Source organism: Streptomyces sp. NPDC005435, from assembly GCF_040703155.1.
Taxonomy (GTDB): domain Bacteria; phylum Actinomycetota; class Actinomycetes; order Streptomycetales; family Streptomycetaceae; genus Streptomyces.
Genome location: NZ_JBEXEQ010000012.1, coordinates 196,765 through 215,245 on the forward strand (window position 1 = coordinate 196,765; position 18,481 = coordinate 215,245).

Below are 18,481 nucleotides of genomic sequence, written 5' to 3' on the forward strand. Positions count from 1 at the left end.
CCGTTGATGACCTGTGGCATCAGCGAAGAAAGCAGACGAAATGTCTCACCTGCTCGACTCCGTCGACGTCGCGTCGCTGCGCAGCGACATCCCGGCCTTCCGCCCGGGTGACACCGTCAACGTCCACGTGCGCGTCATCGAGGGCAACCGCTCCCGTGTGCAGCAGTTCAAGGGCGTCGTGATCCGCCGCCAGGGCTCCGGTGTCCGCGAAACCTTCACGGTTCGCAAGGTCTCGTTCTCCGTCGGCGTCGAGCGCACCTTCCCGGTGCACACCCCGATCGTCGAGAAGATCGAGCTCGTCACCCGTGGTGACGTGCGCCGCGCCAAGCTGTACTACCTCCGTGAGCTGCGCGGCAAGGCCGCGAAGATCAAGGAGAAGCGCGACAACTGAGTGCCTTCCCGGAGTCACGACAGGGCCGGATAGCATCTGGCCCCGATGGACACCGAAGCACAGCAGACGCAGCGCGACCGCTCCTCCCCGCCCGGGACTCCGGGCACGGAGGCGCGGTCGCGTTTCGCGTTGGTGGAGCGGGCCGCCGCGTGGCTGCCGGGCGGCCGCATCACCCTGACCGCCCTGGCCTGCCTGGTCTTTTTGTTCCTCCTGAACGCTTTCGTGGTGCGCCCGTTCCAGATTCCGAGCGGATCCATGGAGCCGGGATTGAGGATCGGCGACCGCGTACTCGTAGATAAGTTGGCGTACCGTTTCGGTGCCCAGCCGCGCCGCGGCGACGTGGTCGTCTTCGACGGCACCGGGTACTTCGGAGACGCCGACTACATCAAGCGCGTAGTGGGGGTGGGTGGCGACCATGTCGTCTGCTGCGACAAGAAGGGGAGGATCGAGGTGAACGGCCGGGCGGTCGACGAGACGGCGTTCCTCCATCCCGGGAACGCACCGTCCGGTGTGCCCTTCGACGTCGTGGTGCCCGAGGGGCGGCTGTTCCTCCTCGGCGACCACCGCAGCCGCTCCAGCGACTCCCGCGACCATCTCGGCTCGCCGGGCGGCGGCATGATCCCGGTCGGCGCCGTCGTCGGCCGGGCCGACTGGATCGTATGGCCGTACGACCGCTGGACGCGCCTGGAGCGTCCCGCCGCCTACGCGCGCGTGCCGGCCGCGGAGGGCACGCATGGGTAGTCGTGGAAGGCCGCGCGGGGTGCCCGGCGGCGCCTCCGCCGAGGAGCTGCTGCCCACCGGGGTACGGCGCGCCTCCAGGCCGGCGCCGGGCAGGTCACGCGCGGAGCGGCGCAAGCTCCAGCGCAAGGTCAAGCGCAAGCGCAGGCGCTCGGCCGTGCGCGAGATCCCGCTGCTGCTCGGTGTCGCCGTCCTCATCGCGCTGGTCCTGAAGACCTTCCTGGTGCAGGCGTTCGTGATCCCGTCGGGCTCCATGGAGCAGACGATCCGGATCGGCGACCGGGTGCTGGTCGACAAGTTCACGCCGTGGTTCGGTTCGGAGCCCAAGCGCGGGGACGTGGTGGTCTTCCACGACCCGGGCGGCTGGCTGAACGACGAGCAGACGCCGAAGAAGAACGACCCCGTCGGCGTCAAGCAGTTCAAGGAGGGGCTCACCTTCATCGGACTGCTGCCCTCCGACAACGAGAAGGACCTCATCAAGCGGGTCATCGGGGTCGGCGGCGACCACGTCAAGTGCTGCGACGCCGACGGCAAGGTCACGGTGAACGGCGTCCCGCTGTCCGAGACCGACTATCTCTACCCCGGCAACGCCCCCTCCACGATGCCCTTCGACATCACGGTGCCCAAGGGGCGCCTGTGGGTGATGGGCGACCACCGGGGGAACTCCGCCGACTCCCGCTACCACCAGAACACCTCCTACGGCGGCACGGTCGCCGAGGCCTCCGTGGTCGGCCGCGCCATGGTGATCGGCTGGCCGTTCGCCCACTGGACGCGCCTGGAGGAACCTAAAACCTTCGCAAGCGTCACCGACTCCGTGTCGGGAGCGGCCGCCCTCCCCCGCCCGTCGCATAGGGTTGCCTCGGACGATCCGAACGGAATGACCCGGCTCCCGACCCCTGCGGAACTCCCGCTCGTTATGGGAGTGGTGGGCCTGCACCGACTCCGGGGCAGGCGGCGGCAGAGAGTGAGGAGTTGGCGTGGGGGATGTGGCGGTTGGCGCACGGTCCGGGCACGACGGCGAGGAGCGCGGCGGCCGGTCCGCGGCGTCCGGAGCCGAGGCCCAGGCCGGCGCGGTGAACTCCGCGAACGGCTCCGCGGCGGACGGTGACGGAACCCCGCCCGAGAGCCGTTCGCACGGCGGGGACGAGGCCGGACGCCGGCCGAACAAGCCGCGCTCCTTCTGGAAGGAGCTGCCGATCCTGGTCGGCATCGCGCTCGTCCTCGCCCTGCTGATCAAGACGTTCCTGGTGCAGGCGTTCTCGATCCCGTCCGACTCGATGCAGAACACCCTCCAGCAGGGTGACCGCGTCCTGGTGGACAAGCTCACGCCGTGGTTCGGCTCCCAGCCCGAGCGCGGCGAGGTCGTGGTCTTCCACGACCCCGACCAGTGGCTGCGCGGCGAGCCGACGCCGGAACAGAACGTGATCCAGAAGGGCCTCAGCTGGATCGGCCTCATGCCGTCCGCCGAGGAGAAGGACCTCATCAAGCGCGTCATCGGCGTCGGCGGCGACACCGTCGAGTGCAAGAACGACGGCCCGCTGATGGTCAACGGCAAGGCACTGAACGAGCCGTTCGTCTACCCGGGCAACACGCCGTGCAGCGTGGACGACGAGGGCGGCCAGTTCAAGGTGAAGGTCCCCAAGGGCTACATCTGGGTGATGGGCGACCACCGCCAGAACTCGCGCGACTCGCGCTACAACCAGGACGACAAGCACCACGGCATGGTCCCGGTGAAGGACGTCGTGGGACGCGCGATCGTCAAGGCGTGGCCGATCAACCGCTGGGGCACGCTGCCCATCCCGGACACCTTCGACCAGCCCGGGCTCGGCGACCAGGCCTCCGCCGCCGCCTCGCTGCCGTACGCCCCGCCGGCGGCCGCGTTCGCGGGCGTCGTGCCGCTGGCCGTGTGGCGCCGTCGCCGCAGCCGCGTGACGGCGGGCGAGGGCGCGAAGTAGCCGCTGCGGCGGCACATGCGGGGAAGCAGCCGCTGCGGCGCACATGCAGCGAAGCAGCCGCTGTGGCGGCACCAGCAGTACGGCCGGGACCGCGAACGCGGGTCCAGGCCGCCCGAGGGCGGTGCGCCCCGGACACCGGATCTTCACCGGTTCCGGGGCGCACCGCCCTCGCGGTGTCCCAGGCCGGTGTGCTATCCAGACCGGATGGCGGTCCGCCGGGCAGGCGGCGGGCGGGAACCGGGAGACGACTCATGGGAAGTGCCGCACGCGGCGGCGAAGGCTCGGGCGGCGTCGGCGGGGTGCTCTCGGGCATCGCGGTGGCGCTCGGCCTCGTGCTCTTTCTGGCCGGGTTCGGCTGGGCGGCGCTGGTGTACCGGCCGTACACCGTGCCGACCAGTTCGATGACCCCGACCATCGACGCGGGCGACCGGGTGCTTGCCCAGAGAGTCGACGGCGCCGACGTCCGGCGCGGTGACGTGGTCGTCTTCCGCGACAAGGGCTGGGTCACCAACGCCGCCGTGGTCAAGCGCGTGGTCGCGGTCGGCGGCGACAAGGTGGCCTGCTGCACCGACGGCAAGCTCACGGTGAACGGCAGGCCGATCGAGGAACCGTATCTCCCCAAGGGCAGCACGGCGGAGATCCAGGGCTTTCCGACCGTCACCGTGCCCAAGGGCCGACTCTTCCTGCTCGGCGACGAGCGGCAGGGCTCGCTGGACTCCACCGCCCATCTGACCGACGCGGCCCGCGGCACCGTGGCCCGCTCCGCCGTCTCGGCCCGGGTGGACTCCGTGGTCTGGCCGATGAAGGGCATGATCGCGCGGCCCACGGGCTTCGAGGTGCTCGGGAAGCTGTCGCAGCCGGGGCCGCTGCGGCTGATCGAGGCGATGATCGTCGTCGGCGCGGTGCTGGTGCTGGCAGGCGGCGCGTACGGGCCGGTCGCGGCGCGGCTGAGCCGCTCCCGCGCGCGGACCGGGCGGGAGGCCGTCGGTGCCGCCTGAGAACGGCGGGCGGGGCGAGGAGGGCGTGGTGGACGGCGGCGGGCCGGTGGACGGTGGCGGGCACGACGGCCACGGCGACGGCCACGTTGACGGCCATGACGGCGGCCATGACAGTGGGCATGACGACGGCCATGACGGTGGGCACGACGACGGTTACGCGGGCGGGCTGCGGCGGGTGGCGCGGGTGGTGCTGCTCGACCCCGAGGACCGCATCCTGCTGCTGCACGGGCACGAGCCGGACGACCCGTCCGACGACTGGTGGTTCACCCCGGGCGGCGGCCTGGAGGGCACCGAGACGCGTGCGCAGGCCGCGCTGCGGGAACTGGCCGAGGAGACCGGGATCACCGACGTCGAGCTCGGGCCGGTGCTGTGGCGGCGGCGGTGCTCGTTCCCGTTCGCGGGGCGCCGCTGGGACCAGGACGAGTGGTACTTCCTGGCCCGTACGGCCAAGGCCGCCGAGAGCGTGCCGGGCGGGCTGACGGAGCTGGAGCGGCGCAGTGTCAGCGGAGCACGCTGGTGGACGTGCGGGGAACTGGCACGGGCCCATGAGACGGTGTATCCGACCAGACTCGCCGGGCTGCTGCGCACGCTGCTCGACGAAGGTCCCCCGGCCGGCCCCGTGATCCTGGACACCGAAATCGTCTGAGGGTCCGCGGGACTGGCGCACAATGGGGGGATCGCACGGCTGAAGGGGATGCCATGAGCGCCGAGGACCTCGAAAAGTACGAGACCGAGATGGAGCTGAAGCTCTACCGGGAGTACCGAGACGTCGTCGGTCTGTTCAAATACGTGATCGAGACGGAACGGCGCTTCTACCTCACCAACGACTACGAGATGCAGGTGCACTCGGTCCAGGGTGAGGTGTTCTTCGAGGTGACCATGGCGGACGCCTGGGTCTGGGACATGTACCGCCCGGCCCGGTTCGTCAAACAGGTCCGCGTCCTCACCTTCAAGGACGTGAACATCGAGGAGCTGAACAAGAGCGATCTGGAGCTGCCTAGCGGCTGACGGGTGGGGGCGGGCCCGGGCGTGAGGCTTGGGCCGGCCTGAGGCCCGGGTCGGCGTGAGGCTCGGGCCGGCGTGAGGCTCGGGCCGGCGTGAGACTCGGGCCTGCCCGGCCGTCCCGGGGGCGTCCCCCACACGAGTGGCGGAGTTTTCCACAACCGCCGGACGGTCCACCAAGATCCACTTCGCTCCGGGATCTGCGTGACGGTGGGTGCCGGAGGTGGTGCCGACATGAGCAAGGCACGCAGTGGACTGGGCCGGTACGGCGAGGATCTGGCCGCGCGGCGGCTGACCGAGGCCGGGATGAGCATCCTGGAGCGCAACTGGCGCTGCGGACGCTCCGGCGAGATCGACATCGTGGCCCGGGACGGGGACACACTGGTCGTCTGCGAGGTGAAGACCCGCAGGAACGGCGGCTTCGAACATCCGATGGCCGCCGTGACCCCACGCAAGGCACGGCGACTGCTGGGCCTGGCCGAACGCTGGGTCCATTCACACGGAGGAGCCCCGCCGGGCGGCGTCCGCGTCGACCTGGTCGGCGTCCTGCTGCCCCGCCGGGGCGCGGCCGCCGTGGAGCACGCCCGGGGGGTGGCCTGAGATGGGATTCGCCCGTACATGCTCGGTGGCCCTGGTCGGCGTCGAGGGCGTCGTCGTGGAGGTCCAGGCCGACCTGGAACCCGGAGTCGCCGCCTTCGCCCTCGTCGGACTGCCCGACAAGAGCCTCTCGGAGAGCCGGGACCGGGTCCGCGCCGCGGTGGTGAACTCCGGCGGCGAGTGGCCGCAGAAGAAACTCACCGTCGGCCTCAGCCCCGCCTCGGTGCCCAAGGGCGGCTCCGGCTTCGACGTGGCCGTGGCCTGCGCGATCCTCGGCGCCGCCGAACGGATCGACCCCCGCGTCCTGGCCGACATCGTGATGATCGGCGAACTCGGCCTGGACGGCCGGGTCCGGCCCGTGCGGGGCATCCTGCCCGCCGTGCTGGCCGCCGCCGAGGCCGGCTACCAGCAGGTCGTGGTGCCCGAATGCGCCGCCGCCGAGGCCGCCCTCGTCCCCGGAATCTCCGTCCTCGGAGTGCGCACCCTGCGGCAGCTGATCGCGGTCCTCGCCGACGAACCCGTGCCCGACGAGGAACCCGACACCGAGGGCCGCCCCGACCCGCTCCTGGCCGGACTGCGCATGCCCGGCACCGGCGCCTCCGCCGCCATGCACAGCGCCGGAGCAGCCCAGCAGGACCAGGGCCACGACCTGGCCGACGTGGTCGGCCAGACCTCGGCCCGCACCGCCCTGGAGGTGGCCGCCGCCGGAGGACACCACCTCTTCCTCGAAGGCCCGCCGGGCGCGGGCAAGACCATGCTGGCCGAACGGCTGCCCGCCGTCCTGCCCCGGCTCGGCCGCCAGGAATCCCTGGAAGTCACCGCCGTGCACTCGGTGGCCGGGCTGCTGCCCCCGGGCAAGCCCCTGGTCGACGTGCCCCCGTACTGCGCCCCGCACCACTCCGCGACCATGCAGTCCCTCGTCGGCGGCGGCCCCGGCATCGCCCGGCCCGGCGCGGTGTCCCTGGCGCATCGGGGCGTGCTCTTTCTGGACGAGGCCCCGGAGTTCCACAGCCAGACCCTGGACGCCCTGCGACAGCCCCTGGAGTCCGGGCACGTGGTGATCGCGCGCAGCGCCGGGGTGGTCCGCTTCCCGGCCCGGTTCCTCATGGTCCTCGCGGCCAACCCCTGCCCCTGCGGACGCTTCTCCCAGCGCGACTCCCTGTGCGACTGCCCGCCCTCCGCGATCCGGCGCTACCAGTCCCGGCTGTCCGGGCCGCTCCTGGACCGGGTGGACCTGCGCGTCGAGGTCGACCCGGTCACCCGCGCCCAGCTCACCGGTCCCGGCGCGCGGGGCGAGTCCACCGCGCGCGTGGCCGAGCGGGTGGGCGCGGCCCGGCAGCGCACGGCGGCCCGGCTCACCGGAACCCCCTGGCACACCAACAGCGAGGTCCCCGGCCGCGAGCTGCGCACCCGTTTCCACGCGGAGCCCGGCGCGATGGACGAGGCCGAACGCGGCCTGGAGCGCGGTGTCCTCACCGCGCGCGGCATCGACCGGGTGCTCCGCGTCGCCTGGACCATCGCCGACCTGGCCGGACACGACCGCCCCGGAGCGGACGACGTCCGCCTGGCACTCCAGCTGCGCACGGGCGTCCCCCGGGGCGTGCCGATGGCGATCGGGGCGCCGGCGTGAGCGGGGGAGGGGACGGGCTCTGGGACATCCCCGGGGACGACGCCGGGAGCCCCTCCGGTGCCACCGCCAGGAGCCCGTCCAGTGCCGCCGCCGGGAAGGCGGACGGGGACGACCGCACCGCGCGCATCTTCCTCACCCGGGTCGTCGAGCCCGGTGACGAGACGGCCGGGCGCTGGCTGCGGAAGCTGGGGGCGCCGGAAGTGGCCCGGCGGCTGCGGGGCGGCGGCGAGCCGCTGCCCGGGGTCAGCGGCAAACGCTGGCAGGGGCTGCTCGCCCGCGCCGAGCGGGCCGAGCCGGAGCGGGACCTCGCCGTCGCGCACGAGGCCGGGACACGGTTCGTGTGCCCCGGGGACACCGAGTGGCCCGCCCAGCTGGACGACCTCGGCGACGCCCGGCCCGTGGGCCTGTGGGTGCGGGGACGGCCCGGCCTGAGGATGTGGGCGCTGAGATCCGTCGCGGTCGTCGGCGCGCGGGCCTGCACGGAGTACGGCGCCCACACGGCCGCCGCCCTCGCCGCCGGACTGGCCGAGCGCGGCTGGGTGGTGGTCTCCGGCGGCGCCTACGGCATCGACGGCGCCGCCCACCGGGGCGCGCTCGCGGCCGACGGGGCCACTGTCGCCGTCCTGGCCTGCGGAGTGGACCGGCCCTACCCGCGCGGCCACACCGCACTGCTCGACCGGATCGCCGAACAGGGCCTGCTGGTGGGGGAGTTGCCGCCGGGCGACCACCCGACACCGAGCCGGTTCATCGTGCGCAACCGCGTGATCGCCGCCCTCACCCGGGGCACCGTCGTCGTGGAGGCCGCCTGCCGCAGCGGTTCACTGGTGACCGCGCGGGCCGCCCAGCGCCTCGGCAGATCGACGATGGGGGTTCCCGGACCGGTCACCAGCGCCCTGTCGGCCGGGGTGCACGAGCTGCTGCGCGGCGAGGCGTTCCTGGTCACCGACGCGGACGAGGTGGCCGAGCTCGTCGGGGCGATCGGCGAGCTGGCCCCGCCCCGGCGCGGCCCGGTGCTCCCGCGCGACCTGCTGGAGCCGGCCGCGCGCGAGGTGCTCGCCGCCCTGCCCGGCGGCCGCGCGGCGCAGGCCGGGGAGATCGCACGCGGCGCACGGACGACCAGGGAGGAGGCGGTCGCGAGACTGTACGAACTTCGAGCGCTTGGCTATGTCGAACGACACGACGACGGCTGGAAGTTGACACGCCAGGCGGTGATCGCGGTCCGGGCGGGGCCCGCCCCGGGCTGACCGGCGGGTTCGGCCGTCCGGGGGAATGCCCCTACACCCTTGGGTTTTCCCGGAGTTGGCGCCCCGGGCGGCTCCCGGCGAGCGGGAACGGCGTGCGGGGGAGCGGCCGGTGGAGGGGGTTCGCGCACGGGTGGTGCCTCGCTGTTCGCACACCGCGACAGCTCAGTCACGCTACGCTCACGAAGTCCCGGGTGAGGATCGCGCGACCCGGCACCGGTCCGGCATCCCACCCGGGTGGCCCACCCCACCCGAACCACACACCCCGCACCCCACCCGTCCCGCACACCCCGCACCTCTTTTCGTACCGCACGGCACTTCACGGCACTTCACGGCAGAACGGCACTAGGCGACGAATGCCCCAGCACACCTCCGGGTCCGACCGGGCGGCGATCCCCCCAGCCGCCCGCGACGGTGGCAGCGCGCGGCCGCCCGCTCCCTCGACACTCGACGAGCTGTGGCGGTCGTACAAGGCGACGGGGGACGACCGGCTCCGGGAGCAGCTGATCCTGCACTACTCGCCGCTGGTCAAGTACGTGGCGGGCCGGGTGAGCGTCGGCCTGCCGCCCAACGTCGAGCAGGCGGACTTCGTCTCCTCCGGGGTGTTCGGGCTCATCGACGCGATCGAGAAGTTCGACATCGACCGCGAGATCAAGTTCGAGACGTACGCGATCACCCGCATCCGGGGCGCGATGATCGACGAACTGCGGGCGCTGGACTGGATCCCCCGCTCGGTCCGGCAGAAGGCGCGCAACGTCGAGCGCGCCTACGCCACCCTGGAGGCACGGCTGCGGCGGACACCCAGCGAGGGTGAGGTCGCCGCCGAACTGGGCGTGGAGGTCGAGGAACTGCACGCCGTCTTCAGCCAGTTGTCCCTGGCCAACGTCGTCGCCCTGGAGGAGCTGCTGCACGTCGGCGGCGAGAGCGGCGACCGGCTCAGCCTCATGGACACCCTGGAGGACACCGCCGCCGACAACCCGGTGGAGGTAGCCGAGGACCGCGAACTGCGCCGGTTCCTGGCGCGGGCGATCAACACACTGCCCGACCGGGAGAAAACGGTGGTCACGCTCTACTACTACGAGGGGCTCACCCTCGCCGAGATCGGCAACGTCCTCGGCGTCACCGAGAGCCGCGTCAGCCAGATCCACACCAAGTCCGTCCTCCAGCTGAGGGCCAAGCTGGCGAGCTTCGGACGCTGACGATCTCCCCTCCGGCGCGGCGGATCCGTAAAGTGGTGGGGTGCCAAGGATTCGAGCGGCCTCCGTGGCCGAGCACCGGTCGATGCAGCGAGCCGCCCTGCTGGACGCGGCCCGGACGCTGCTGTCCGAGGGCGGGACGGAGGCGCTGACCTTCCCCGCCCTGGCCGAGCGCACGGGACTCGCGCGCTCGTCGGTGTACGAGTACTTCCGGTCGCGGGCCGCCGTGGTCGAGGAGCTGTGCGAGGTCGACTTCCCCGTCTGGGCGGCCGAGGTCGAGGCCGCGATGGCCGGCGAAGCGTCCGCCGAGGGCAAGGTCGAGGCGTACGTCCGCCGGCAGCTCGCGCTGGTCGGCGACCGGCGGCACAGAGCCGTGGTGGCGATCTCCGCGAGCGAACTGGACGCCGGCGCACGGGAGAAGATCCGCGCCGCGCACGGCGGCCTCGTCGCGATGATCGTCGAGGCGCTCGGAGACCTGGGCCACGCCCAGCCCCGCCTCGCCGCGATGCTGCTCCAGGGCGTCGTGGACGCGGCCGTACGCCGGATCGAGCTGGGCGCGGCCGAGGACCCGGAGGCGATCACGGACGCCGCGGTGACGATGGCGCTGCGCGGCGTACGGGGCTGACCCCCCCACCCCCCACCCCCCTCCCCCCTCCTCACCCCCACCCCTACACCGGCACCCGCACCCCCACCACCGGCAGCAGCCGCGACGGACCCCGATCCAGCAGCCACGGCGGCAGCAGCTCCAGCGGGTTGAGGTAGGTCTTCCCGCGCAGCAGGCCCCAGTGCACGCAGGCCCGGGCGCAGTGCGGTCCTGCCGGGGGTTCGACCGTGCCCACCACGTCCCCCGCCTCCACCTCGGCTCCCTTCTCCACCGAGGGCGTGACCGGCTCGTACGTCGTCCGCAGGCCGGTGCCCGTCAGTTCCACCGCGACGACGCCTCTTCCGGCGATCCGGCCCGCGTACGACACCCGGCCGGGCGCCACCGCGCGCACCGGTGCGCCCTTTTCCGCGCCCAGGTCGACACCGCGGTGGCCCGGGCCGTAGACGGAAGCGGGTGGTTCCCAGCCGCGGAGTACGGCGGGGCGGGTGCCCACCGGCCAGGTCCGGGCGGCCTTCGGGACCGGCGCACCCGTGTCCGAGGGGGGCCGGGGGACGGGTTCCGGGACGTCCGCCCAGGCCGCCGGGGTGAGCGTGGCCAGGGCCGTACCCAGGGGTAAAGCCACCCATAGCGTCATGTATCGCAGTGCTCGTCGCATGGGAGAACCCTGCCGTGTCCCGGCCGGTCCCGCTGCGGGCTGTGGACGACCGCGTGGTTGTGGACAGGGGCGTCACCCGGTGCCCTGCCCGTCCCGTACACTTCTTACGGCGATCCGGGTCACCGGGTCGACTTCGCACGCCCCGGTACGAGGCCGGTCACCCGACTCGTATCAGCGCCCCTCGGTCCTTCGTGGCTGGGCGCACGCGGGCGTCAGGCGCGACCGCCGTCCGGCGGACGCGGCACAACCGAGAAACTCAAGGAGATGGCCATGGCCGTCGTCACGATGCGGGAGCTGCTGGAGAGCGGCGTCCACTTCGGTCACCAGACCCGTCGCTGGAACCCGAAGATGAAGCGCTTCATCTTCACCGAGCGCAACGGCATCTACATCATCGACCTGCTCCAGTCGCTGTCGTACATCGACCGCGCCTACGAGTTCGTCAAGGAGACCGTCGCCCACGGCGGCACGGTCATGTTCGTCGGCACGAAGAAGCAGGCGCAGGAGGCCATCGCCGAGCAGGCCACCCGCGTCGGCATGCCCTACGTCAACCAGCGCTGGCTGGGCGGCATGCTCACCAACTTCTCGACCGTCTACAAGCGTCTGCAGCGCCTCAAGGAGCTTGAGCAGATCGACTTCGAGGACGTCGCCGCCTCCGGTCTGACCAAGAAGGAGCTGCTGGTCCTCTCCCGCGAGAAGGCCAAGCTGGAGAAGACCCTCGGTGGTATCCGCGAGATGCAGAAGGTGCCCAGCGCCGTCTGGATCGTGGACACCAAGAAGGAGCACATCGCGGTCGGCGAGGCCCGGAAGCTCAACATCCCGGTCGTCGCCATCCTCGACACCAACTGCGACCCCGACGAGGTCGACTACAAGATCCCGGGCAACGACGACGCCATCCGCTCCGTCACCCTGCTCACCCGCGTGATCGCCGACGCCGTCGCCGAGGGTCTCATCTCCCGCTCGCGCGTCGCCACCGGTGACAAGGGCGAGAAGGCCGCTGTCGCCGAGCCGCTGGCCGAGTGGGAGCGCGACCTGCTCGAGGGCGAGAAGAAGGACGAGGCCGTCGAGGCCGCCGCCGAGACGCCCGCCCCCGACGCCAAGGTCTCCGAGGCCGTCGAGGAGGCCGCCGCCGAGGTGGCCGAGGGCGAGCAGGCCTGACCCACGGTGCTGACGGTGGGGGCGGCATGAACCCCGTCCCCGCCGGTCACCCGTAGGCCGACATGACGCCCGCGATCCGGCCCCGCGCCGGTCGCGGGCCCGTGCGGATCTCCGATCTTTCAAGACTTCCAGAAAGACTCACAGACTCATGGCGAACTACACCGCCGCCGACGTCAAGAAGCTCCGTGAGCTCACCGGCGCCGGCATGATGGACTGCAAGAAGGCTCTGGACGAGGCCGAGGGCAACGTCGAGAAGGCCGTCGAGGCGCTGCGCATCAAGGGCCAGAAGGGCGTCGCCAAGCGCGAGGGCCGCTCCGCCGAGAACGGCGCCGTGGTCTCCATCATCGCCGACGACAACTCCTCCGGTGTCATCGTCGAGCTGAAGTGCGAGACGGACTTCGTCGCCAAGGGCGAGAAGTTCCAGGCCGTGGCCAACACCATCGCCGAGCACATCGCCAAGACGAACCCGGCCGACCTCGAGGCGCTGCTCGCCTCCGAGATCGAGGCCGGCAAGACCGTCCAGGCGTTCGTGGACGAGGCCAACGCCAACCTCGGCGAGAAGATCGTCCTGGACCGCTTCGCGCAGTTCTCCGACGGCTTCGTGACCGCGTACATGCACCGCACGATGCCCGACCTGCCCCCGCAGATCGGTGTCCTCGTCGAGCTGGACAAGCCGAACTCCGACGTCGCCAAGGGCATCGCCCAGCACATCGCCGCGTTCGCGCCGAAGTACCTCTCCAAGGACGACGTCCCGGCCGAGGTCGTCGAGACCGAGCGTCGCGTCGCCGAGGAGACCACCCGCGCCGAGGGCAAGCCCGAGGCCGCGATTGCCAAGATCGTCGAGGGTCGTCTGAACGGCTTCTTCAAGGACGCCACGCTGCTCGGCCAGCCGTACGCCCTGGACAACAAGAAGTCCGTCCAGAAGGTCCTGGACGAGGCCGGTGTCACCCTGAAGCGCTTCTCGCGCATCAAGGTCGGCATCTGAGTCCGTACCGCGTTCGACGCGAGACCCGGATAGGGTCGACAGCAGTCGTCCGCGCACACCGCCGGCCGGGCGTGTGACGGACGGCAGCAGATCTGACGAGGAGGCCATTGCCGCGCAAGGGAGCGAGAAGCGACCCCACCGGCAATGGCCTTCTTCGTATGTGCACCACGTGAAAGACGGGATTCCCCATGACCACCAAGGCCCAGAAGAGCGACGATGGCAAAGTAAGCGGCCGGTTTCTGCTGAAGCTGTCCGGAGAGGCCTTCTCCGGCGGTGGGGGCCTCGGCGTGGACCCGGACGTGGTGCACAAGATCGCCCGTGAGATCGCCGCCGTCGTGCGCGACGGCGCCGAGATCGCGGTCGTCATCGGCGGCGGCAACTTCTTCCGCGGCGCCGAGCTGCAGCAGCGCGGCATGGACCGCGCCCGCTCCGACTACATGGGCATGCTCGGCACCGTCATGAACTGCCTCGCCCTCCAGGACTTCCTGGAGAAGGAGGGCATCGACAGCCGCGTGCAGACCGCCATCACCATGGGCCAGGTCGCCGAGCCGTACATCCCGCTGCGCGCCGTGCGCCACCTGGAGAAGGGCCGCGTGGTCATCTTCGGCGCCGGCATGGGCATGCCGTACTTCTCCACCGACACCACCGCCGCCCAGCGCGCCCTCGAGATCGACGCCGAGGCGCTCCTCATGGGCAAGAACGGGGTGGACGGGGTCTACGACTCCGACCCCAAGACCAACCCCGACGCCGTCAAGTTCGACGCGCTCGGCTACGGCGAGGTCATCACCCGCGACCTCAAGGTCGCCGACGCCACCGCCATCACCCTGTGCCGGGACAACCGCCTTCCGATCCTCGTGTTCGAGCTCCTCGCCGAGGGCAATATCGCGCGGGCGGTCAAGGGTGAGAAGATCGGCACGCTTGTGGGTGACCAGGGCAGCCGGGACTGACCGGCACTCCCCGCCCAGGGGTGCGACTTGTCCGGGTGCCGGACCGGACGCACCCTGGCCGGGGGATGGACAATGTCCTGCCGGTGGGGAACCGTGCAGGAAGCAGACGCGACGCAGCCGGCCGCCGCCCGATCGGGGAACCGCAGCCGGGCCTTACTCAAGACACGCAGGAGCAAGTGGTGATCGAAGAGACCCTCCTCGAAGCCGAGGAGAAGATGGAGAAGGCCGTCGTGGTCGCCAAGGAGGACTTCGCCGCGATCCGCACCGGGCGTGCGCACCCGGCGATGTTCAACAAGATCGTGGCCGACTACTACGGGGCCCCGACGCCGATCAACCAGCTGGCCTCGTTCTCCGTGCCGGAGCCGCGCATGGCCGTCGTGACCCCGTTCGACAAGACCGCGCTGCGCAACATCGAGCAGGCGATCCGTGACTCCGACCTGGGCGTCAACCCCAGCAACGACGGCAACATCATCCGTGTGGTGTTCCCCGAGCTGACCGAGGAGCGCCGCCGCGACTACATCAAGGTCGCCAAGGGCAAGGCCGAGGACTCCAAGGTCTCGATCCGTTCCGTGCGCCGCAAGGCCAAGGACGCCATCGACAAGATGATCAAGGACGGCGAGGTCGGCGAGGACGAGGGCCGCCGCGCGGAGAAGGAACTCGACGACCTGACCGCGAAGTACGTCGCGCAGGTGGACGAGCTTCTCAAGCACAAGGAAGCGGAGCTGCTCGAAGTCTGATGAGCGACTCTTCCTGGGGGGCGCCGCCGCAGGCGGGGCAGGCCGGCTACTGGGGGTCCACCGACGGTGGACCCGCCCAGGGTGCTGCCCCGGCGGGTCCGGCGTACGACGGGGCGCTCGCCCCGCAGCACGGCAGCCCGTATCCGAGCCTTTCGCAGAATCCGGAGCCCATGCCCGACTCCCCGCAGCCGGCGCCCGCGCCGCAGAAGAAGAGCGCGGGCCGTGACCTGAGCTCGGCCATAGGGGTCGGCGTCGGACTCGGCGCGGTGATCATCGCGTCCCTGTTCGTCGTCAAGGCCGTCTTCGTCGGCGTGATCGCGGTCGCCGTGGTCGTCGGGCTCTGGGAGCTGACCAGCAGGCTGCGCGAGCGCAAGGAGATCAACGCGCCGCTCGTACCGCTCGCGGTGGGCGGCGCGGCCATGGTGATCGCCGGGTACGCGCGCGGGGCCGAGGGCGCCTGGATCGCCATGGCGCTCACCGCGCTCGCGGTCCTGGTCTGGCGGATGACGCAGCCGCCGGAGAACTACCTCAAGGACGTCACGGCCGGTGTCTTCGCCGCGTTCTACGTGCCGTTCCTGGCCACGTTCGTCGCGCTGCTGCTCACCGCCCACGACGGGGCCTGGCGGGTCCTGACCTTCCTCATCCTGACGGTGGTCAGCGACACCGGTGCCTACGCGGTCGGCTGGCGCTTCGGCAAGAAGAAGCTCGCCCCGCGCATCAGCCCCGGCAAGACCCGCGAGGGCCTGGTCGGCGCGGTGCTGTTCGCCATGGTCGCGGGCGCGCTGTGCATGCGGTTCCTGATCGACGACGGCGCCTGGTGGCAGGGCCTCCTGCTCGGCCTCGCGGTCGCCGTGAGCGCCACGCTGGGCGACCTCGGCGAGTCCATGATCAAGCGGGACCTCGGCATCAAGGACATGGGCACCCTGCTCCCCGGCCACGGGGGCATCATGGACCGCCTGGACTCCCTCCTGCCGACGGCCCCGGTGGTCTGGCTGCTGATGGTGGCGTTCGTGGGGTCCTGAACCCTGCCTTACGGCTCTCGGGCCCCGTTCCGCTTCGGCGGGGCGGGGCCCGTCGGCATTGTGGGGCTGGAGTTCTGTTCGGATCACCGGTAGCAGGCACTCCATGGTTGGCGGATGGTTCAGCTCAGGGCCTTACCGACTTCGTCGATCGTGGGCCTGTCCTCGGGCGCGGGGCTGAGCATGGCGTCGATCAGCTCACCCAGTTCGCCACCCACCTTCACAGGGCGCCGCCTGCCGCTCGCCACGGCCTTTCTCTGCTCGGGACGTGGTGCGTCGTCCGGGTATTCGACGGGCCGCCAGCCCGTGGCGGAGATGAGCAGGGATGCGCCCAGGGCGTAGATGTCGGCTTCCCGCGTGGGCTCAGCTACTCCGGTGGCGAGCACGCTGCGCGCGATCTCCGGCGCCTCGTAGTGGACGAGACAGCCGCGGAACGGGAAGTCGTATCCCTCGGCTACGCGTCCGCCGTGCGCGAGGGCCAGGTCGATGAGGTGCGTCCGTTCCGGGCCGATGATGAAGTGCGCGGGCTGGACGTCACCGTGAGCCCAGCCCTTGGCGTGCAGCTCGGCCAGCGCGTTCACGCAGCCCCGGGCCACGCTGATGTGCGGCTCGATGCGCGAGTTCGGCGTGCGACAGGGCTCCCACAGTTGGTAGAGATCCGGCCCCTCGTGCCACGGCTGGAAGTTCCACGTGCCGCCCTCCCACTCGCCGTACGCGACGTCATGGAACCCGAGGCGGTACAGCACGGAGCCTTCGCGTGCGGGTGCGAGCGCCGTCCACGGCTGGGAAGGCCAGTCGGCCGTTGCCTCGATGGGATAGCCGACCTTCACGGCGTAATGACCGCGATGGCTCCTGACCTCCCAGACCATCGAGCCCCGGCGATCGAGGACCAGGCGCTGAGCGGTGGGCATGAGCGCATCGAGCACGACGATCGGCAGTTCAGGAGGTGTCCCGGACAACGTCTGTTCTCCTTCCGGACGGTACGGCCGACCCCGCATCGAGGGCCGGCCGCGCCGCTGGGCTCTTGTCGCTACGCCTGACCGTACGGACGGCCGCAGTCCGAGTCGCACTGCGCGAGGCTCGTGCCGTCCACGGTCCACAGGTCGTCGAAGACCATGAACCCGGCCGCCTTCATCGCGTGTGCGGAGGCGGCGACCATCTCCGGGTCACGTGCCCCTCCACCCGGCTTCGGGTTGTGGTGGAGAAAGCGGCCCGCGAACCGCTCGCACAGCTCGGCGTACTCCTTGGTGTGCAGGATGAGCGCGTGCAGGCCGAGGTCCACGTCGTCCGAGGGGCTCATGGGCACGGTGGCGGTCGCCGCGGTGACCGCGAAGGCCACCGCCTGGTCCGCGATCCGCTCGGCGCGCTCGTACGGCTGTCCGTTGTGGATCACCACGAAGTGGGTGAGGCTGTCGAACAGTTCCTCGCCGGCCACCGCGCGGCCGGTCCTCTGGGCGTTGGCCGTTGCCGTCATACGAATCTCCTTGATGGTCGCTGTGCCCTGGCACTTATGCCGTACCGATCGATGGCGCGCATCACAGTCCGCTTCGGCTGTTGCCGTTCTTGATGGCCAGGCGGGCGCTCAGTTCTTCCCGCGCGGTCGGGGCCACCACGTTGTCCGGCATGGCGTCCCACTCGACGCCGCCGCCGACGGGCCTTATCCGCACCCGGACGCCGACCTCACCCATGACGACGCCGATACGCCCACGGGCAGTGTCTTTCGCCAGCTCACCGATGCCTGGTCTGGTCTGCTGGTTGCTCGCCATGTGAATGAGCATCCCGCTCTCCACCAGGACGTCGGAACCTCCGACAAAGCCCACTTTGGGACGTCCTGTGTCGGGTAGAACGTCCCTAGTGCCGTCCCTGAGCGTCAGGAGAGATGGGAATGCCGAACGAGCGGTTACGAGCTGTCATGGCAGCCGGCGGTTGGACGTACGCCGCCCTTGCGGAAAAGGTCGACGTCGATCCCAAGTCCGTTGAACGATGGGTCAATCCGGGGCGGACCCCGCGTCGCGTCACGGCTATGGTTGGCAGCGGAAACGCTAGGGGAAGACGTGCACGCTCTCTGGCCGGCGCTCCGACAGGCCCGCCCCGCCCGCGCCGTCAGTCCCGAACTTGTGGCTCTCTACGACCAGCGGGCGGACGTCCCCGTGTCCACCTTGGTGGACATGCTCACCCAAGCCCGTGAGCACATCGACGTGTTGGTGTACGCGGCCGTCTTCCTGCACGAGGCGTACCCACGGCTCAACGACCTGCTGCGAGAGCGAGCCGCCGATGGGTGCGCGGTGCGTATCGCGATCGGCGACCCGGACAGCACGAACGTTCAACAGCGCGGTGCCGAAGAGAGGTTCGGTCATGGGATCGAATCCCGATGCCGACTCGCCCTCATGCACTATCGCCCCCTTGCCGCGGTACCTGGCATCGAGGTGCGGACCCATGCCACCACGCTCTACAACTCGATCTACCGTGCGGATGACCAGGCGCTGGTCAATGCCCACGTCTGGGGTGTGAACGCCTACGGTGCTCCCGTATGGCATCTTCGGCGCAGCGGAACGGGCGGCCTGTTCGACACCTACGCCAGCAGCTTCGACGCGGTGTGGGGGACCGCGACGCCGATACGAGAAGGGTGAC

The 18,481-nt window shown here is 71.0% G+C and carries 21 protein-coding genes and 1 pseudogene; 18 read left to right on the forward strand and 4 right to left on the reverse strand.

The annotated features are described in order from the left end of the window. The first annotated feature begins 40 nt into the window (after positions 1–40). The 12 genes from rplS to AB0898_RS17710 all read left to right on the forward strand — a co-directional run bounded on the left by rplS (position 41) and on the right by AB0898_RS17710 (position 10,373). On the forward strand, positions 41–391 hold the full coding sequence (rplS, locus tag AB0898_RS17655; RefSeq protein ID WP_366803823.1) for a 50S ribosomal protein L19: 351 nt from the start codon (positions 41–43) through the stop codon (positions 389–391). A 45-nt stretch (positions 392–436) separates the two neighbouring features. Next, positions 437–1,132, forward strand: coding sequence for a signal peptidase I (gene lepB / locus AB0898_RS17660; RefSeq protein WP_366803824.1), 696 nt, complete (start codon positions 437–439; stop codon positions 1,130–1,132). Then, positions 1,125–2,237, forward strand: a complete 1,113-nt coding sequence (gene lepB / locus AB0898_RS17665) for a signal peptidase I (RefSeq protein ID WP_366803825.1) — start codon at positions 1,125–1,127, stop codon at positions 2,235–2,237. Before lepB (AB0898_RS17660) ends, lepB (AB0898_RS17665) begins: the two co-directional genes overlap by 8 nt. Beyond that, complete coding sequence (gene lepB / locus AB0898_RS17670) at positions 2,203–3,084, forward strand: signal peptidase I (protein WP_366803826.1); 882 nt, start codon at positions 2,203–2,205, stop codon at positions 3,082–3,084. Before lepB (AB0898_RS17665) ends, lepB (AB0898_RS17670) begins: the two co-directional genes overlap by 35 nt. 251 nt (positions 3,085–3,335) lie before the next feature. Further along, positions 3,336–4,082 (forward strand): signal peptidase I, encoded by a 747-nt coding sequence (gene lepB, locus AB0898_RS17675; RefSeq protein WP_366803827.1) that lies wholly within the window; start codon positions 3,336–3,338, stop codon positions 4,080–4,082. 166 nt (positions 4,083–4,248) lie between these two features. Then, positions 4,249–4,728: an NUDIX hydrolase gene (locus AB0898_RS17680; RefSeq protein WP_366803885.1), complete on the forward strand. Its 480-nt coding sequence runs from the start codon at positions 4,249–4,251 to the stop codon at positions 4,726–4,728. A gap of 53 nt (positions 4,729–4,781) precedes the next feature. Continuing rightward, positions 4,782–5,090: a DUF2469 domain-containing protein gene (locus tag AB0898_RS17685; RefSeq protein ID WP_018544766.1), complete on the forward strand. Its 309-nt coding sequence runs from the start codon at positions 4,782–4,784 to the stop codon at positions 5,088–5,090. 198 nt (positions 5,091–5,288) lie between these two features. Further along, the gene (locus tag AB0898_RS17690) at positions 5,289–5,684 is read left to right on the forward strand and encodes a YraN family protein (RefSeq protein WP_366803828.1); all 396 of its coding nucleotides are present in this window, start codon (positions 5,289–5,291) and stop codon (positions 5,682–5,684) included. A 1-nt stretch (position 5,685) separates the two neighbouring features. Beyond that, positions 5,686–7,311 (forward strand): YifB family Mg chelatase-like AAA ATPase, encoded by a 1,626-nt coding sequence (locus AB0898_RS17695; protein WP_366803829.1) that lies wholly within the window; start codon positions 5,686–5,688, stop codon positions 7,309–7,311. Between the two features lie 125 nt (positions 7,312–7,436). Beyond that, the gene (gene dprA / locus AB0898_RS17700; protein WP_366803886.1) at positions 7,437–8,555 is read left to right on the forward strand and encodes a DNA-processing protein DprA; all 1,119 of its coding nucleotides are present in this window, start codon (positions 7,437–7,439) and stop codon (positions 8,553–8,555) included. 353 nt (positions 8,556–8,908) lie between these two features. Then, positions 8,909–9,751: an RNA polymerase sigma factor WhiG gene (gene whiG / locus AB0898_RS17705; protein WP_366803830.1), complete on the forward strand. Its 843-nt coding sequence runs from the start codon at positions 8,909–8,911 to the stop codon at positions 9,749–9,751. A gap of 64 nt (positions 9,752–9,815) precedes the next feature. Next, entirely contained in the window at positions 9,816–10,373 is a 558-nt protein-coding gene (locus tag AB0898_RS17710; RefSeq protein ID WP_366803887.1) for a helix-turn-helix domain-containing protein, read from the forward strand. A gap of 43 nt (positions 10,374–10,416) precedes the next feature. Here AB0898_RS17710 and AB0898_RS17715 read toward each other — a convergent pair whose 3' ends face one another. Beyond that, entirely contained in the window at positions 10,417–10,986 is a 570-nt protein-coding gene (locus AB0898_RS17715) for a murein hydrolase activator EnvC family protein (RefSeq protein WP_407078359.1), read from the reverse strand. 291 nt (positions 10,987–11,277) lie between these two features. On the opposite strand from AB0898_RS17715, the gene rpsB reads away from it, so the two are divergent. The 5 genes from rpsB to AB0898_RS17740 all read left to right on the forward strand — a co-directional run bounded on the left by rpsB (position 11,278) and on the right by AB0898_RS17740 (position 15,853). After that, positions 11,278–12,162, forward strand: a complete 885-nt coding sequence (gene rpsB, locus AB0898_RS17720; RefSeq protein ID WP_366803832.1) for a 30S ribosomal protein S2 — start codon at positions 11,278–11,280, stop codon at positions 12,160–12,162. A gap of 148 nt (positions 12,163–12,310) precedes the next feature. Continuing rightward, a complete protein-coding gene (gene tsf / locus AB0898_RS17725; RefSeq protein WP_366803833.1) occupies positions 12,311–13,147 on the forward strand; it encodes a translation elongation factor Ts in 837 nt (278 codons plus the stop codon). 188 nt (positions 13,148–13,335) lie between these two features. Further along, on the forward strand, positions 13,336–14,094 hold the full coding sequence (pyrH, locus tag AB0898_RS17730; RefSeq protein ID WP_199585279.1) for a UMP kinase: 759 nt from the start codon (positions 13,336–13,338) through the stop codon (positions 14,092–14,094). 179 nt (positions 14,095–14,273) lie between these two features. Next, positions 14,274–14,831 carry a ribosome recycling factor gene (gene frr, locus AB0898_RS17735; RefSeq protein WP_366803834.1) on the forward strand — a complete coding sequence of 186 codons (558 nt, stop codon included), beginning with the start codon at positions 14,274–14,276 and terminating at the stop codon, positions 14,829–14,831. Continuing rightward, positions 14,831–15,853, forward strand: a complete 1,023-nt coding sequence (locus tag AB0898_RS17740) for a phosphatidate cytidylyltransferase (protein WP_366803835.1) — start codon at positions 14,831–14,833, stop codon at positions 15,851–15,853. The genes frr and AB0898_RS17740 overlap by 1 nt, the downstream gene beginning before the upstream one ends. 119 nt (positions 15,854–15,972) lie before the next feature. On the opposite strand, the gene AB0898_RS17745 is transcribed toward AB0898_RS17740, so the two are convergent. From AB0898_RS17745 to AB0898_RS17755, 3 genes are all read right to left on the reverse strand, one after another. Further along, positions 15,973–16,809 (reverse strand): protein kinase domain-containing protein, encoded by an 837-nt coding sequence (locus AB0898_RS17745; RefSeq protein ID WP_366803836.1) that lies wholly within the window; start codon positions 16,807–16,809, stop codon positions 15,973–15,975. A gap of 71 nt (positions 16,810–16,880) precedes the next feature. Then, positions 16,881–17,324, reverse strand: a complete 444-nt coding sequence (locus AB0898_RS17750) for a hypothetical protein (RefSeq protein ID WP_366803837.1) — start codon at positions 17,322–17,324, stop codon at positions 16,881–16,883. Between the two features lie 61 nt (positions 17,325–17,385). Continuing rightward, a complete protein-coding gene (locus AB0898_RS17755; protein WP_366803838.1) occupies positions 17,386–17,628 on the reverse strand; it encodes a hypothetical protein in 243 nt (80 codons plus the stop codon). A 107-nt stretch (positions 17,629–17,735) separates the two neighbouring features. Between AB0898_RS17755 and AB0898_RS17760 the strand changes: the two are divergent. After that, positions 17,736–18,480, forward strand: a pseudogene (locus tag AB0898_RS17760) (XRE family transcriptional regulator). Position 18,481: the final 1 nt, after the last annotated feature.

What these genes read in the sequence shown, in the direction of transcription:
- rplS (WP_366803823.1), top strand. Translation starts at nt 41, where the DNA reads ATGTCTCACCTGCTCGACTCCGTCGACGTCGCGTCGCTGCGCAGCGAC.
- lepB (WP_366803824.1), top strand. Translation starts at nt 437, where the DNA reads ATGGACACCGAAGCACAGCAGACGCAGCGCGACCGCTCCTCCCCGCCC.
- lepB (WP_366803825.1), top strand. Translation starts at nt 1,125, where the DNA reads ATGGGTAGTCGTGGAAGGCCGCGCGGGGTGCCCGGCGGCGCCTCCGCC.
- lepB (WP_366803827.1), top strand. Translation starts at nt 3,336, where the DNA reads ATGGGAAGTGCCGCACGCGGCGGCGAAGGCTCGGGCGGCGTCGGCGGG.
- AB0898_RS17685 (WP_018544766.1), top strand. Translation starts at nt 4,782, where the DNA reads ATGAGCGCCGAGGACCTCGAAAAGTACGAGACCGAGATGGAGCTGAAG.
- AB0898_RS17695 (WP_366803829.1), top strand. Translation starts at nt 5,686, where the DNA reads ATGGGATTCGCCCGTACATGCTCGGTGGCCCTGGTCGGCGTCGAGGGC.
- whiG (WP_366803830.1), top strand. Translation starts at nt 8,909, where the DNA reads ATGCCCCAGCACACCTCCGGGTCCGACCGGGCGGCGATCCCCCCAGCC.
- AB0898_RS17715 (WP_407078359.1), bottom strand. Translation starts at nt 10,986, where the DNA reads ATGACGCTATGGGTGGCTTTACCCCTGGGTACGGCCCTGGCCACGCTC.
- rpsB (WP_366803832.1), top strand. Translation starts at nt 11,278, where the DNA reads ATGGCCGTCGTCACGATGCGGGAGCTGCTGGAGAGCGGCGTCCACTTC.
- tsf (WP_366803833.1), top strand. Translation starts at nt 12,311, where the DNA reads ATGGCGAACTACACCGCCGCCGACGTCAAGAAGCTCCGTGAGCTCACC.
- pyrH (WP_199585279.1), top strand. Translation starts at nt 13,336, where the DNA reads ATGACCACCAAGGCCCAGAAGAGCGACGATGGCAAAGTAAGCGGCCGG.
- AB0898_RS17740 (WP_366803835.1), top strand. Translation starts at nt 14,831, where the DNA reads ATGAGCGACTCTTCCTGGGGGGCGCCGCCGCAGGCGGGGCAGGCCGGC.
- AB0898_RS17750 (WP_366803837.1), bottom strand. Translation starts at nt 17,324, where the DNA reads ATGACGGCAACGGCCAACGCCCAGAGGACCGGCCGCGCGGTGGCCGGC.
- AB0898_RS17755 (WP_366803838.1), bottom strand. Translation starts at nt 17,628, where the DNA reads ATGCTCATTCACATGGCGAGCAACCAGCAGACCAGACCAGGCATCGGT.